The sequence below is a fragment of the Streptomyces asoensis genome, assembly GCF_016860545.1.
Classification (GTDB): domain Bacteria; phylum Actinomycetota; class Actinomycetes; order Streptomycetales; family Streptomycetaceae; genus Streptomyces; species Streptomyces asoensis.
This window is the reverse complement of the sequence record NZ_BNEB01000002.1, coordinates 1,956,295-1,970,239: the sequence shown is the minus strand read 5'-3', so window position 1 is coordinate 1,970,239 and position 13,945 is coordinate 1,956,295. Positions and strand designations below refer to the sequence as shown.

Genomic DNA, 13,945 nt, shown 5'->3' with positions numbered 1-13,945 from the left:
GCATCCAGGTCAGTGAGAGGTGAGCATGCCTTCGCGCAGCCGGGCCAGGGTGCGCGAGAGCAGCCGGGAGACGTGCATCTGCGAGACGCCCAGCCGTTCGCCGATCTGCGCCTGGGTGAGCTCCTCCACGAACCGCATGTGGATGATCTGCCGGTCCCGGTCGCCGAGTTCGGCGATGAGCGGCGCGAGGGCGTGGAAGTTCTCCACCAGTTCCAGGGCGGTGTCCTCGACGCCGATGAAGTCCTGGAGGGCCGCCTCCCCGTCCTCACTGGCGCTGAGCGTGGCGTCGAGGGAGGAGGAGTTGTAGCCGTTCGCCGCGAGGCGGGCCTCACGGACCTCGTCCTCGGGCAGGCTCATCAGCTCCGACAGCTCCTTCACCGTCGGGGTGCGGCCCAGTCGGCTGCGCAGTTCCTCCGTGGCGCGGGCGAGCTGGACACGGGCCTCCTGGAGCCGCCGGGGGACGTGCACGGCCCAGGTGGTGTCGCGGAAGAACCGCTTGATCTCGCCGACGATGTAGGGGATGGCGAAGGAGGTGAACTCGACCTCGCGGGTCAGCTCGAACCGGTCGATCGCCTTGATCAGACCGATCATGCCGACCTGGACGATGTCCTCCATCTCCTCCGGCCCCCGGCTGCGGAACCGGCCGGCCGCGAAGCGGACCAGGGACATGTTCATCTCGATCAGCGTGTTGCGCGCGTAGCTGTACTCCGGCGTGCCTTCCTCCAGCACCGCGAGCTGGTCGAAGAACAGCCGGGACAGCGCACGGGCGTCCTTGGGCGCCACCCGGGAAGGATCGGCGACCTCGGGAAGCTCCCCTGCCTGCGTACCTGCCTCCGTCACGCTGATGACTGCCATGAATACCCCTCCCGCCGTCGAACCGATCGAGCTGCGTTTGCAGCCGACGCCGCCGCCCGAATACCCCCGCTTCACACATCCACGCCTGCCCTCCCCAGGAAAAATTCCCAGGGTCCGAGAGTCCAGAGACGTGTGGTGCCCTCGGCCGTCGCGGCGCGTGTGTTGCCGTCCTCGCTGAGTGCCAGGTGGTAGATGTCAGCGACGTGGCCGGTGAGGTCCGGCGATCTTCTCGCCTCGGCCGGTTCCCGAGACGATGCCGGTGTTCCACACATGAACCTCGTTGTCGCGGCTCGCTGCCGGACGGGTGCCGTCGCCGCTCAACGTGATCAGCGGGAAGTCGTGGAAGACGCGTCACCCGGCGAATTCTGACGATCCTGCAAGCGGCCGCATGCCGTCATGAGAAAGGTGCGCCGCACGATCCCGGGGTTTCCCCAAACCGCCCCTTCCGAGGGAGCCGGATGCCAGGTCACCCGCACCGCCTGAGCATGATCGCTTGCACCCTCCGCCCGCATCTCCGGCGAAGACCGTGCCGGAAGGGTCGCACGCATGTCGGCGGCCGGGTGACGGGGCGGGAGAGCACTTCGGTCGGCACACCTGTGCGTTCTGGGATACGTGCCGATGCGCAGCGGGACAACTGCACCGACCCGAGGGCTCCTAGCCTCGTGCCTCGACAGGACTGACCACCCTTGATCCGGAGACACAAGAACACCGTGCTGAAACGACTTTGCTCCGCCCTGCTGACCCTGGCCGTCTCGATGGGCCTGGTGACGGCGCTGAGCGGCACCGCGTCCGCGACCAACTACCAGGTGATCGACTGGCACGTCTCGAGCATCACCAGTGGGGGGAACACCCACCACCAGAACTACTGGAACCTGATCGACGCGATCCACCGTTACACCTACGGTGACGTGACCGGCATCAACAGCGTCACCGAGACCACCACCGAGCGCGGGCGCCTGATCCAGGTGCGCGTCCTCGACACCAACAACGTCCATCTCGCGTCCGTCTACCTGTGGGCGAACGACCTCTACGTCGCCGGCTTCTACGCCCCGCAGACGAACTCCCACTGGGCGTTCCAGGACCGGATCAACGAGTTCCAGACGGCGCTGGGGGTGACGGTCCCCGCCAATCGCCGGATCGCCAGCAGCAACTACAACGACATCCCGGGCGGCAGCACCCGGGGGACACTGGCTCCGAACCCCGAGAACATCTACACCGCGATGCGCGATCTCGGCCGTGCGGCCGCGTACAACGAGACGACGGGACGCGCGGTGCTGATGGCGACCCAGATCTTCTCCGAGGCCGCGCGCTTCGGCGTCGTCTTCGACGTCGTCCGGGGCAACATCCTCGATCCCAACCGGAACCGGCCGCTGAACTACGTCGACGGGGATCGCGGGCCCATCCTCGCCGCGAACGTGGAGAACCAGTGGGGGGCCATCAGCAGGTTCATCCGCAACGCGCGCGCCAACCCGTCCGGCCAGAGCATCTACATCATGGGGCACGCCGTCACCACTATCGCCGCGCTGCTGTACTACGTCGGCTTCGTCGAGGCCAACGGGGCCATCATGCACGGCAGTTCCTGAGCCGTCCCCCGGGTACGACGCCGACCCCCCTCGGGGGGCCGACGAGGCATCCGGAACGGCCCGTGACCCCCTGGACGTCACCTCATCCACCACCCTCGGTCTGCGGAAGAGAGGCTGCGGGTCTGGCCGGCCGGCCTGTCCGTCAGTAGCCGACGGTAGTGATGCGGGGCGGGGCGGCCAGGGGAATACGGGCGGTGATGCGCTTTCCGACCGACTGCGGCTCGACGAACAGCACCTCGCTGACGGCCTTGGCGATCTCCAGACCGTGCTGGCCCACCCGGTCGGGATCAGCCGCCCGGGCCGCGGGCACGACAGGATTGCTGTCCCACACGACGACATCCACCGCGTGAAGGTTGATGCCCAGTTCCACCAGCACTGGGCCGGGGGCGTACTTGCAGGCGTTGGTGACCAACTCGCTGACCACCAGCTGCGTAAGATCCCGCGCGCGGGCGCGCACCAGCACCCGATAGTCGGCTTCGGCCTGGTCGAAGAAGGCCAGCGCGTGCCGGCGGGCCTCGGCGATGCAGCCGTCGCCTTCGTCCAGCGCGTATCCCGCGCGGATCAGGTGCTCGACCGGTCCGATACGGCTGACACCGCCGGTGTGCGATCCCCCGGGTGCCGTCTTCATGCTCCACTCACACCTGCGCCATTACCCGCCTTCTCTTCCTGCATGCATGCACCACGTTGCCCGACGGAGGAACCGGATCTCGTCGTCGAAGAGCGCACCGCCGACGGGTCGGGGGGGGCAGGTCACGGCGAGCCTGCCAAGCAGGTCCGAGACCGCGTCGGCTCTCCCGGCCGCCGACCGGGTGCGGGTCGTTCAGGGACTCACCCGGGGTGACGAGGTCGGCAGTCACGCGACCTCCGAGCTGCCTCGGCGTCCCCGCGCCGGAGTCCACATGACTCAGACCAGGGCGGTGACCAGGAAGGCGAAGGCGGCGACGATGATGGCGACGCGGACGTAGTGGTAGCGGTCCCAGCGGTTCATCTGCTCCTTCCAGTCCGCGGGCCGGTTCTCGGGGGTCCACGTCTTGCCCTGGTTGTTGATCGGGACGAGCAGCAGGAGCGACATGATCACGCTCGCGATCAGCAGCGCGGCGGCGATGACGACGAGTCCGGCACCGGGGTGGTCCCATCCGGCGACGGCCCAGACCACGCTGAGGACGAGCGAGCCGATGTACCAGAACGGCATGAGAGCACCGAGCATCCGGCCCCCGTGGGCGCGAGCGAGCTGGTCGCTGTCCTCGGGAAGGGCGTTGAAGATCCGGTTCATGACGAAGGCGACGGAGAACTCGACCCCCACCATCAGGCCGACGATCACGGTGGTGAACACCTGGAGTGCGTTGAGCATGATGACCCCTCCTGGGATCTAGCGCCGCTAGATGATGAGGCAACGCTAGTCCTACTGACGCTCGAATGTCTAGCAGTGCTAGAGTCGGGTCATGTCGGTTCAAGAACGCAAGCAGCGCGAACGGGCGGAGCGCGAGCGCCTCATCGTGGCGACAGCCCGCGAACTCGCGGAGCAGCAGGGCTGGGACGCGGTCACGACCCGCCGGCTCGCCGAGCTCATCGAATACAGCCAGCCCGTCCTCTACAGCCACTTCCGCGGCAAGCGGGAGATCATCGGGGCCGTCGCCCTGGAGGGCGCTGCCGAGCTGGCCGCGGCGGTGCGTGCTGCGACCTCGGCCGCGGACGCCCCACGCGAGCGGGTCGCCGCGCTCGCCCGTGCCTACCTCGACTTCGCCGCGCGCAACCCCGCGGTCTACGACGCCTTGTTCCAGCTCGACGGCGGCCTGGCGTACGCGCAGGAAGACACCCCCGAGCCCCTGAAGGACGCCTTCGCCGCGCTGCTGGAGAGCCTGGGCGAGGTCGCCGGGGACGGCGTCCCCACGGGGCTGTTCACCGAGGTGTTCTGGGCGTCCCTGCACGGCCTTGCGACCCTGAGCCGGGCGGGACGGTTGCTGCCGGAGGACGCCGCGCAGAGAGTGGAGCTGCTGGTGGACCGGCTCCCCGTGCTCTGACACACCGTCCCGGCGGGCACGCGGCCGGGGGCCCTCAGACCCCCGGCGCCTGCGGCCACGCTTCCGGTCACCGGCGTCCACACGGCGCAGCCGCAGATCGTCGGGCCGCGGCCGTTCCAGGGCAGGGCACCCTCCTGCGGTGAGGCCGGACGCCGCTCAGCCCTGTCGTCGCGGGCCCTGCGCACTGGTCAGCCGGTGCGCAGGGCGGTGTACTCGGCGGCCAGTTCGTCCGCCATGCGTGTCACGGAGAACCGCTCGGCGACCAGCTTCCTGCCCTCGGCCGCGTAACGGCGCCGGTCGTCGACGGAGGTGGCGGCGATCCGCCGTAGGCCCCGCATCAGGCCCGCCTGGCCGGACGTGTCCATCAGGAGGCCGTTGACCTGGTCGCGGAGGTAGTGCGCGACTCCCCCGCGGCGCGGACCGGCGACGGGAAGGCCGGCGTCCATCGCCTCCAGGACCGCTATCCCGAACTCCTCCTTCGCGCTCGGGCAGACGTACCAGCAGCAGGCGTCGGCCGTGCGCTGTGCCAGGGCCCGCTGCATTCGGCGTACCTGGGTGTTCGGCAGGGCCGGCAGCAGCGCCAGGCGGCGCGCGGCCTGCGGGTACGGGGCGAGGAGGGTGTCGATGCGGCGGCGGATGTCGTCCTCCACGGCGGTGCCGGTGCCGGGGCTGCCGCCGATGAGGACGAGGGTCGTGGTGTGGTGGGCGCCCGTCGCCAGCCAGGACCGGACCAGGAGGTCCTGCTGCTTGACCGGGTGCAGCCGGCCCACGCACAGCAGTACGGGAAGGTCACGGTCCCGGGGGTCGAGGGCGCCGGGGTCTGTCCCGTCCCGGTAGAGCCGGTTCAGCGCCTCGCGCCGCCGGTCGTCCTCGTCGGGCGCGGGCCGGTAAGGAGCAATGCCTTCCGGTGGGGCGCTGGGTCCGCGCCCTTCGTCGAGCCGTGCGAGGCCGGGGAAGTGGCGGACGAGTTCGCGGGTGCCGCCGCGTCCGGGGATACCGACGACCGTGTCCGCGCGCTCCACGAGCCGGTCGGCCAGGAAGACCCGGTGCAGGTCGTTGCGGAGGGCCTCCGCCGCCGCGGGGTCGGCGACATCGCACGCGGCATGGCGTTCGGCGAGTCCGCGATGCGGGTCGGGTGTGGCCGTGAAGACCAGCGCGGCGCCCAGGCGCTCGGCGGCATCGGCGAGCGCCAGGCTGCCGTCGTCGGCGTATCTGACGTGCAGGACATCCAGGGGCCGCGGCATGGCGCCGAGCAGGCGGACCGCCCACCAGGTGAGCGCGGCGCGGTGGCGGTGCATCTCGACCTGGGCCGGGGCCGAGGGGGCGTCCACGGGGAGCCGCAGGACCCAGTGCCCGGGGGCGCGTTCGTGGGCAAGCCGGTCGTCGGCGGCGAGGTCCTCGTGCCCGGCGGTGACGACGGTGATGACGCCGGATATCCCCTCGGTCGCGGCCAGCCGGTCGCCGAGCCCGCCCAGCAGCACCGCCAGTCCACCGCTCATTCCCTGCCCCGGGGTGTCCAGGGCGCCCAGCAGCATGCTCTGGGCGACGAGTCGGCCCGCGGGCTCTTGCCGCTCCGGGCCGAACGCGGGTACCGGGGGCGCCAGCAGGAGCCGTTCGTAGGCGTCCCCGGCCTCGGAGGGCCGGGGCACATGGGCGGGGCCGCCGGGGAGTCGAAGCAGGTAACGCCAGGCTGAGTGGCGGACGGCCCGGTGCGTGGTGGTGCGCGCGAGCGATGCGCTTTCGACCGGGGTGAGGGGATGCAGGCCGGCGGCCACCGCGAGGTCCAGCAGGTGGCCGGCGACCGGTCCGTCGCAGGACTCACCGAGCATGGCGCGCAGTACCTCCTCTGCGTGCCGGGGGCCGTGCCAGCGAACGGTCTGCGGCCACAGCTCCGTCAGCACGGCCATGAGGCGGGGGTCGCCCTCCCGATGGGCGAGCAGGGCCTCCGGCGCCAGTGGGACGCCCAGCCGGGCGGCGCGACGCAGCCCCGCCACGGCCTTGTCCCGGTGGTCCACCGCTGGTCCCTCGCCGGGCGGGACGGCCCGCGACGGCAGCCCGTACTCGGCTTCCAGCAGTTGCGCCAGTTCACTCTGCGCGTCCGGAAGACGCCTGTCCGGTCTCGGCTCGGACAGGTGCGCGGTCCAGCCGGAGCCGTCGAAGAACGCGGTGCGGGCGGCGACCAAGGGGTCGCCGGCCTCGTGGCCCGTTCCTCCCGGCCGTGCGGGATCGTGAGCCGCCGAGGGGGGCGCGAAAACGGTGCCGGCCACGGGTTCTCCTGTCTCGGGACGGCGCTGACCTCTGTGGTTCGCGGGGTGTCGGCCTTCCGGATGCACCTGCCTCCGGTGCTGATTGCCACACCGTCCGACCTGCCCGGACGTGGCTACGATGCGCTGGCCCGGCTCTTGTGGACAGCGGGCCGAAGATGCCTTGGCCGAGGGGTTCGCATGCCGCGTGTCGTTGTCGTAAGTCCCCCGTTCATGTCCCACGCACGACCGCTGTCGGTCCTGGCCGGGGCTCTGCGCCGGCGCGGTGCGGACGTGTACTTCGCCTGTGCTCCCGCGTTCGAGCACCTGGCGCGGGAGGCCGGGGTGGGGTTCGAGCCGTTGTCCGTGACGCGCAATGCCAACACCGGGGTGGCCGAGGCGACCGAGCAGGATGCCCGGGAGGCGGCCCGGCTGGCGGAGTTCCTGGACGCAACCCGGGAGGGTGCCGTACCGGCGCTGCTGACCCAGGCCCGCCATCGGCGGGCCGACATGCTGGCCGACCCGGACGGGGTCCTCGACTCGCTGCGCTCGGCCGACCGGCGGCTGCGCCCCGACTGGTACGTCGTGGACCAGCTCAGCTACCCGGTCACCCTGGCCCTGCACTGCCTGGGTGTGCCCTACGCGACCTTCTGCCCCGGACATCCCAGCTATGTGCTCTCCGGCCCCGACGCCTACTTCGGCGTCCCCTACGCCTGGCCCGACGCGCTGCGGCCCGTTCCGGAGCGGCTGCGGGAACTGAGGGCCGCGGCCCGGCGGAACGACGAGGCCTTCACCGCCCTGTTCGCGGCCTTCGCCCGGCGGCACGCGCCCTCCCTGCCGGCTCCGGGCCGGGCCTTCGCCCTCAGCTCGCCGCACGCCGTCGTCTACGCCTACCCCGCGTTCGGCTGGCTGCCGACGCCTGCGCCGGGCCCGGTGCGCCTGTTCGCCGGGCACATGGCCGCGGCCCCCGATCCCCTCGACGCGCAGTGGGAGGCGCACCTGAAGATGCTGCGCTCGCGCGGCGAGAGGGTCGTCCTCGTCGCACTCGGTACGTTCCTGTCCGCGCGCGACGACGTCCTGCGCGGTGTCGTCACGGGGCTGCTCGACGGCATGCCGGACGTGTCGGTCGTCGTCGCGGCCGGGGAACGTACCACCGCGCTGGCCGATCTCGCGGGCGAACGGGCCGTGGTGGCACCGTCGGTGCCCCAGCGCGCCCTGCTGGAGCAGGTGGACGCGATGGTGCACCACGGTGGCAGCAACTCCTTCACCGAATGCCTGCGGGCGGGCGTGCCCGCGGTGGTGCTGCCGTTCTCCAGCGACCAGTTCTCCGTGGCCCGGGACGCGGAGCGCGCCGGTGCCGGTGCGGTGCTCGACCCGAACACGCTGTCGCCGGCCGACGTCCCCACGGCGCTCAGGGCGGTGTGGGCGACCGTGAGCCCGCGTATGCCCGAACTGGCCGCGGCGGTACGGCGGCGGGGACCCGGGTGGGCGGCCGGAGAGCTGCTGGCCGCCATGGACCGGCGGAAGTCGACGCACTGAGCCCGGCGCTTCGTGCGGGGGTGGGTCAGCCGGACCACGTGCCGGGCGCGGGCAGGGGCACCGGCGGGCCGAAGACCACCGGGAGGCCGGGAGCGTACAGAACGCTCACGGGCTCGCCCTGCGGCCTGGACAGCCCGGCCGCAGCGACCAGGTCGTCCGCCCAGCCCATCAGGCTGCACCTGCGGAAGGACCAGGCGGGGTGTGCGTTGGGCAGGTAGTAAGTGCGACCGAGGAACCGTTCGTGCAGCCCCCAGCGCTGGGTGAGGAACTCCTCCAGGGGCGTGGCCGCCACCGGCTCGTCCGCCACGTCCAGCCACACCCGTGCCCCGGCTCGCGCACCCTGGCGCCGCCCCGTGCGGTACAGCAGCCGGCTGTCGAACCACTGGCTGTGGATCCGGGACCACCGGTAGGGCAGGCCGAACACGCCGCGGGCCGTCAGCACCGGCAGCAGTCGGTCGCAGTCGAGCGAACGGAACACCACCCCGCGCCGACCCGTGGCGTCGCGGCTGTACAGGCGGACGTTGACCTCGCCGAAGCTCCCCAGGTACGGCAGGGCCGGCGTCCGGCCGAAGGCGAGGTCGTCCATGCGGAAGAAGACCAGGCCGACATAGGCCCGGCCCTGGTGGAGGTCGGGGACGGTGCCGGCCGGCAGCAGCCGGGCCACCTCGAACGGGTCGGCGGGCCAGTGCAGGAACACCAGGTCTCGCCAGCGCTGCCGGAACAGCACGCGCCGCACCGTATGCGGAGCCAGCGGGGTCAATGCCTCCGCGGGCCGGGCGCTGCGGGACGAAGGGCCGTATCCGGGACGTCTCCTCGGCATGTCCGCGCTACCGCACCACTTCGAGCGCCGCACCGCTGCCGGGACACACACGTCTCGCGCCCTCGCGGAGCGCCCGCACGATCACGTCCACTGCCTCCGAAACGGGCAGTCCCCGCGGCAGTGGCGGCGCTTGGCCCACAACGGCGCGCCCGGCGAAGCCGGTGTCCATGTGGGGCAGGTTGATCTCCAGCACGGTCACGCCCTGGCGTCGCCGCTCGCGGCGGACCGACGTCAGCCAGGTGGCCAGCGCGGCCTTGGCGGCGGCGTAGTCCGCCATCCGGGCCGGTGCCGCCTCGGCGACGATCCCGGTGACGGCCGCGAGCACGCCGCCCTCGGGCAACCGGTCCCCGGCGGCCCGCAGGAACGCCATGGGGGCCAGCGCGTTCACCGCCATCAGGTGTTCGGACACCGCGTCCTCCACCTCCCCGGCAGGCCCGAAAGCCGCGACTCCGACACATACGACGACGCCGTCCAGGCCGCCCAGTTCCGCCGCCGCCCAGTCGACGGTCTTCGCACAGGAGTCGGCGTCCCAGGCGTCGAAGGTGCGAGCGGGAGCGTGCTCGCACGCCGTCGAGACACGGGTGAGGGCCTCGCGGTCACGTCCGGCCAGTGCCGTGCGGGCACCGAGGGCGTGCAGCCGTGCGGCGAGCGCCGACCCGATCTCTCCGGTGGCACCCGGCACCAGAATCCGTGCACCTCGTAGATCCATGCCCCGCCTCCCGTTCCGCGCCGACGACCTGGCACCACGTGTCTGGTTCGCCGCTCGGCCGTCGGCCGGATGCAGACGCGGGCACACCAGGAGCGGCACGTCGGCCTGCTGCCCCGCCAGACACCTCAGCCGGCCACGCGCGCGGGGGCTCGCCACGCGCATCGCGGCTTCGGCGTCGTCCGACGCCCGCTACCTCGTGAGTGCGGCCGGTGTGTCGAGGCGGGTCGGTTTGTGCGGGTTGCGCACGACGTGGATCCGGGTGATGCGCCCGTCCCGCACGTCCACGCTGACCGCCGCCGGCACGCCGTCGAACGCGATGCGTCCCGCGGGCGCGCCGTTGAGCCACACGGTGGCCAACTCCAGTGCGGCCACCTTGCCCTGCACACCGGCCAGCAGTGACGCCACCTGCTCGGCACCGTGGAGGGGGGCCGGCGCGGCGGGCACCACGCCGCCTTTGCCGGTGACCAGGACGACGTCGGGCGCCATGACGTCCAGCAGATCCAGCAGGGCGCCCGTGCGCAGCGCCGCCAGGAACCGTTCCACCACCGCCTGCCGTTCCACGGGGCTGACCCGCACCCGGGGCCTGCGGGCCGCCACGTGGTGGCGGGCCCGCCGGGCGATCCGGCGGACGGCGGCGGGCGACTTGCCGACGGCCTCGGCGATCTCGGCGTAGGGCAGGTCGAAGACCTCGTGGAGGACGAACACCGCCCGCTCGGCCGGGCCGAGCGTCTCGAGCACGGTCGGCATCGCGATCGAGACGCTCTCGGCGAGTTCGACGTCGTCGGCGACGTCGGGGCTGGTCAGCAGCGGGTCCGGGAGCCATTCGCCGACGTAGTCCTCGCGGCTGCGCGACAGCGAGCGCAGCCGGTTGAGGGCCTGCCGGGTGACGGCTCGTACGAGGTAGGCGCGTGGCTCGCGCACCTGGGAACGGTCGACGCCGGCCCAGCGCAGCCAGGTCTCCTGGAGGACGTCCTCGGCGTCGGCGGCCGAACCGAGCATCTCGTAGGCGACGGTGAACAGCAGGCCGCGGTGGATGACGAAGGGATCGGCCGTGACGGTTCGAGCAGGCTCGCCGACAGCTCGTCGGTGACAGTCGGCGGGGTGTTCGTCATGGCCTCGGAGTATTCCAGCACCTCGCGCTCCAGCGGGGTGAACACCGTGGACGCACGCCAGTCGGGCACCTGGCTCGCCTTGTCCAGGTCGAGGTTCTGGTCGAGTGCGGCGAAGTAGTTGGCGTCCAGGCACCAGCTGCATCCGACCTGCGCGGCCACCGCCATGTGGGCGAACGTCTTGAGACTTTCGTCGACGGTGTCCCACGCGGCGGCCTTCGCCGAGAACTCCAGGTTGGAGGTGGCGACGGCGGGGTTGTGGAACACCACCTCGACGGGCTCGGGGGGGGCGGAACCGAACCGTGCCGACAGCATCTCCGCCGCGGGCCGGGAGAGCGGCCCGCGGCGGTGGCTCGGTCGGTGTCGTGGTCGGTTTGGCCGTCAGGGAGGCGGGCGGGATCGCCCGCCTCGGGTCACGGGAACTGGGTGATCTTGGACGGGATGGTGTCGGTCCCGGAGGTCGGGGCCCCGGTGTCGTTGACGACGTGGGCGTACTGCCCCTTGCCGCCCAGCGAGATCACCTGGATGCTGTGCAGCTTGACGCCCGGCTTGACCGGTACCTGGAAGCCGTGGCGTTGCACGATGGACGGGTCGGAGGTGAAGTTGCAGTAGCTCCCCAGACCCCAGGCCTCGTGCACGTTCACCGTGTCGGCGATCTTGTAGGCCGCGTAGCCGACGATGCCGTCATGGGTGATGGCGGCGGCGTTGGGCACGTCGTAGGCCTTCTCGTTCTGGAAGAAGATCGTGCGGCCCCGTTCGCCGTTCCACAGCACGTCGTACTTGTTGAAGTGCTCGACGAAGAGGCCGGTGGTGAGGACGTCGTCGCCGTTCACGACCAGTCCGTAGTCGGCCCGGTTGGTCTCCCAGCCGACGCCCTGGCCGTGGTCGGCGCGCCAGATCCAGGTGTGGTCGACGACGACGTCGTCGCTGTTGACCACCACCGAGTTGGTGGCGAGGCCGGGGCCCGCGCCGCCGATGCGGACGAAGACGTCCTGCATGGTGGTCGGGTTCGCTGAGTGGTCGGCGGCAGCGCCGGCCGGGCCGATCCGCAGCAGCGTGTCGGACCGGGTGGCTCCCGCGTCGATGAGGAAGCCGGCGAGCCGTACGCCGTCGACGTCCGCGACGTGGACGGCGTCGACGCCGCCGTCGGGCACGAGCGTGGCCAGGCCGAGCCCCAGCACCACGGTGTCGGCCCGGGTGACCTCGATCGTCCGGTCGAGGTGGTACACGCCGGGGGTGAAGAGCAGGTTGAGGCCCTGGGCGAGCGCCGTGTTGATGGTGGCGGCGGTCGCACCGGGCTTGACGACGTAGAACTGGCTGAGCGGGAGCGAGGTCCCGGCGTTGGCCGGCCAGGACACACCGCGGGCGTTGGTACGCTTAGCGGGTACGAAGACCTTGTACTCGTTGCCGTCGAGGTAGAGGAACGGCTTCTCGCGCGAGGTCGGCGTGTTGTCCAGGGTGGTGTACGGACCGGTGTCGAAGTTGGTCGCCGGGGCGCCCTGGACGCCGGTGAACGTCATGTTCCACACGCCGTTGGTCCAGCCCCCGACGGAGCTGTCCCGGGTGTACCACTGCTGCTGCGAGTACGGGCCGACGGTGCCGTCGATCCTGGAGTCGGCGATGTATCCGCCGGAGGCCCAACCGTAGCCGTTGGGAGCCAGGTTGAGGCCGCCCTTGACGTGGATGCGGCGGAACGGCGCGGCCTGGGCGACAGCCCAGCGGTCGGTGCCGTTGGACGGGGTGATCGCGAGGTTCTCCGCCGAACGCCAGAAGTTCTGCGTGGCGTTGCCGTTGAACCAGCCCGCGTCCACGGTGATGTCACCGTTGATCTGGGTGTCGTCGGGGTTCAGTCCGAGGCCGGAGATCGAGGTGTAGAAGCCGAGTTGGGCGTTGATGCCGTTGTAGGTGCCCGGCTTCAGCAGGAACTGGTAACGCTCGGAGCCGAACTGCGCCGACTCCTGCTGGGTGAAGACCTGGTCGAACTTCTGCTGGAGGTCGGGAGTGGAGGGGTCCACGACGATGACGTTCGGTCCGAGGTCCCCGCCGCCCTGGACGGGGCCTCCGGTGCCGCCGGACGTGGTGTGGACGGCGAACTCCCAGAGCGAGTAGCCGTAGACCGTCCCGCGGGCCGTCCCGAGGACGCGCACGTAGCGGCCCGTACCGCTCACGTCGTAGGAGGCGCGTCCGCCGGTCGCACCGGTCACGGTCTTGAGGGTGTTCCAGTTCTGGCCGTCGGCGGAAGCCTGGAGCTGGAAGTCCTTGCCGTACGCCGCTTCCCAGTTCAGGTCGATCTTGCAGATGTCCTGGGAGGAGCCCAGGTCGACGCGCAGCCACTGCGGGTCGGCGGACTGGCTGGACCAGCGGGTCGAGTCGTCGCCGTCGAACGCCGCGGACGCGGGGGTGCCCGCGTTCTCCGTCGAGGACGCCGAAGCGGCCTTGCCCTGCGCCGAGTTGGCCGTCGAGCAGATGCCGGGCTGGGTCGGACCGGTGGTCCCGAACACCTGGAACTCCCAGAGCGAGTAGCCCCAGGGGGTGGCCCGGTGGACGCCCTGCATACGGACGTAGCGGCCCTGGCCGGAGACGGTGAGGCTGTCGGTGCCGCCGTCGCCGCCGGTGACGGTCCGCAGATCGGTCCAGGAGCCGCCGTCCGCGGAGACCTGGATCTTGTAGTCCGAGGCGTAGGCCGCTTCCCAGTTCAGGTCGACCCGGCTGATCGAGGCCGCGGACCCGAGGTCGACCTGGAGCCACTGGTCGTCGGTGGCGGCCGAGGACCAGCGGGTGCCCGTGTCGCCGTCCACGGCGGCGAGGGCGGGCGTCCCCGCGTTCTCCGTCGAGGACGACAGGACCGGCCGGCCCTGGGACAGGTTGGCGTCGGCCGCGACGGCCTGAGGTGACGCGACGACGGGGAGGGTGATCAACGCCGCCGTACTGGCGAGCGCGACACCGAGGGATCTGAGTCTCATGCCATGTTCCCCTGGGGGTGGATGAAGGACGGTCGTGAAGGACCGTGCCGTGACGGTCGTACGGGTGGCGGGAGCGGAACGCGCAGCGCGGCAGGCTGGGCCA

The 13,945-nt window shown here is 71.5% G+C and carries 13 protein-coding genes and 1 pseudogene; 5 read left to right on the top strand and 9 right to left on the bottom strand.

Annotated features, from left to right (window positions below; genetic code table 11):
- Positions 1-9 precede the first annotated feature (9 nt).
- Entirely contained in the window at positions 10-855 is an 846-nt protein-coding gene (locus Saso_RS11680; RefSeq protein ID WP_189919175.1) for an RNA polymerase sigma factor SigF, read from the bottom strand.
- 710 nt (positions 856-1,565) lie between these two features.
- On the opposite strand from Saso_RS11680, the gene Saso_RS11675 reads away from it, so the two are divergent.
- Positions 1,566-2,438 carry a ribosome-inactivating family protein gene (locus Saso_RS11675; RefSeq protein ID WP_189919173.1) on the top strand — a complete coding sequence of 291 codons (873 nt, stop codon included), beginning with the start codon at positions 1,566-1,568 and terminating at the stop codon, positions 2,436-2,438.
- A gap of 142 nt (positions 2,439-2,580) precedes the next feature.
- On the opposite strand, the gene Saso_RS11670 is transcribed toward Saso_RS11675, so the two are convergent.
- Positions 2,581-3,066, bottom strand: a complete 486-nt coding sequence (locus tag Saso_RS11670; protein ID WP_189919171.1) for an ATP-binding protein — start codon at positions 3,064-3,066, stop codon at positions 2,581-2,583.
- Between Saso_RS11670 and Saso_RS39040 the strand changes: the two genes are divergently transcribed.
- Complete coding sequence (locus Saso_RS39040) at positions 2,960-3,403, top strand: DUF6192 family protein (protein WP_372442422.1); 444 nt, start codon at positions 2,960-2,962, stop codon at positions 3,401-3,403. The two genes, Saso_RS11670 and Saso_RS39040, sit on opposite strands and share 107 nt — an antisense overlap.
- On the opposite strand, the gene Saso_RS11665 is transcribed toward Saso_RS39040, so the two are convergent.
- Positions 3,343-3,789, bottom strand: coding sequence for a DUF1772 domain-containing protein (locus Saso_RS11665; protein WP_189919169.1), 447 nt, complete (start codon positions 3,787-3,789; stop codon positions 3,343-3,345). The genes Saso_RS39040 and Saso_RS11665 overlap by 61 nt on opposite strands.
- 91 nt (positions 3,790-3,880) lie before the next feature.
- On the opposite strand from Saso_RS11665, the gene Saso_RS11660 reads away from it, so the two are divergent.
- Positions 3,881-4,459 (top strand): TetR/AcrR family transcriptional regulator, encoded by a 579-nt coding sequence (locus Saso_RS11660; protein ID WP_189919168.1) that lies wholly within the window; start codon positions 3,881-3,883, stop codon positions 4,457-4,459.
- Between the two features lie 188 nt (positions 4,460-4,647).
- Here the strand turns inward: Saso_RS11660 and Saso_RS11655 are convergent, their stop codons facing one another.
- On the bottom strand, positions 4,648-6,726 hold the full coding sequence (locus Saso_RS11655) for a glycosyltransferase family 4 protein (RefSeq protein ID WP_189919166.1): 2,079 nt from the start codon (positions 6,724-6,726) through the stop codon (positions 4,648-4,650).
- A gap of 210 nt (positions 6,727-6,936) precedes the next feature.
- Here Saso_RS11655 and Saso_RS11650 point away from each other — a divergent pair, with 210 nt between their 5' ends.
- Positions 6,937-8,241, top strand: coding sequence for a glycosyltransferase (locus Saso_RS11650; protein ID WP_229901132.1), 1,305 nt, complete (start codon positions 6,937-6,939; stop codon positions 8,239-8,241).
- A gap of 25 nt (positions 8,242-8,266) precedes the next feature.
- Here Saso_RS11650 and Saso_RS11645 read toward each other — a convergent pair whose 3' ends face one another.
- The 3 genes from Saso_RS11645 to Saso_RS11635 all read right to left on the bottom strand — a co-directional run bounded on the left by Saso_RS11645 (position 8,267) and on the right by Saso_RS11635 (position 10,769).
- Complete coding sequence (locus Saso_RS11645; RefSeq protein WP_229901131.1) at positions 8,267-8,968, bottom strand: YqjF family protein; 702 nt, start codon at positions 8,966-8,968, stop codon at positions 8,267-8,269.
- 100 nt (positions 8,969-9,068) lie between these two features.
- Positions 9,069-9,770, bottom strand: coding sequence for an SDR family NAD(P)-dependent oxidoreductase (locus Saso_RS11640; protein WP_189919163.1), 702 nt, complete (start codon positions 9,768-9,770; stop codon positions 9,069-9,071).
- 189 nt (positions 9,771-9,959) lie between these two features.
- Positions 9,960-10,769 (bottom strand): sigma-70 family RNA polymerase sigma factor, encoded by an 810-nt coding sequence (locus tag Saso_RS11635; RefSeq protein WP_229901130.1) that lies wholly within the window; start codon positions 10,767-10,769, stop codon positions 9,960-9,962.
- A gap of 30 nt (positions 10,770-10,799) precedes the next feature.
- Between Saso_RS11635 and Saso_RS39035 the strand changes: the two genes are divergently transcribed.
- Entirely contained in the window at positions 10,800-11,000 is a 201-nt protein-coding gene (locus tag Saso_RS39035; RefSeq protein ID WP_368858629.1) for a hypothetical protein, read from the top strand.
- On the opposite strand, the pseudogene Saso_RS39030 reads toward Saso_RS39035, so the two are convergent.
- A pseudogene (locus Saso_RS39030) lies at positions 10,949-11,194 on the bottom strand (carboxymuconolactone decarboxylase family protein); the annotation flags it as partial. The gene Saso_RS39035 and the pseudogene Saso_RS39030 overlap by 52 nt on opposite strands.
- Positions 11,195-11,292: 98 nt before the next feature.
- Positions 11,293-13,842: a discoidin domain-containing protein gene (locus Saso_RS11630; RefSeq protein ID WP_189919161.1), complete on the bottom strand. Its 2,550-nt coding sequence runs from the start codon at positions 13,840-13,842 to the stop codon at positions 11,293-11,295.
- Positions 13,843-13,945 lie beyond the last annotated feature (103 nt).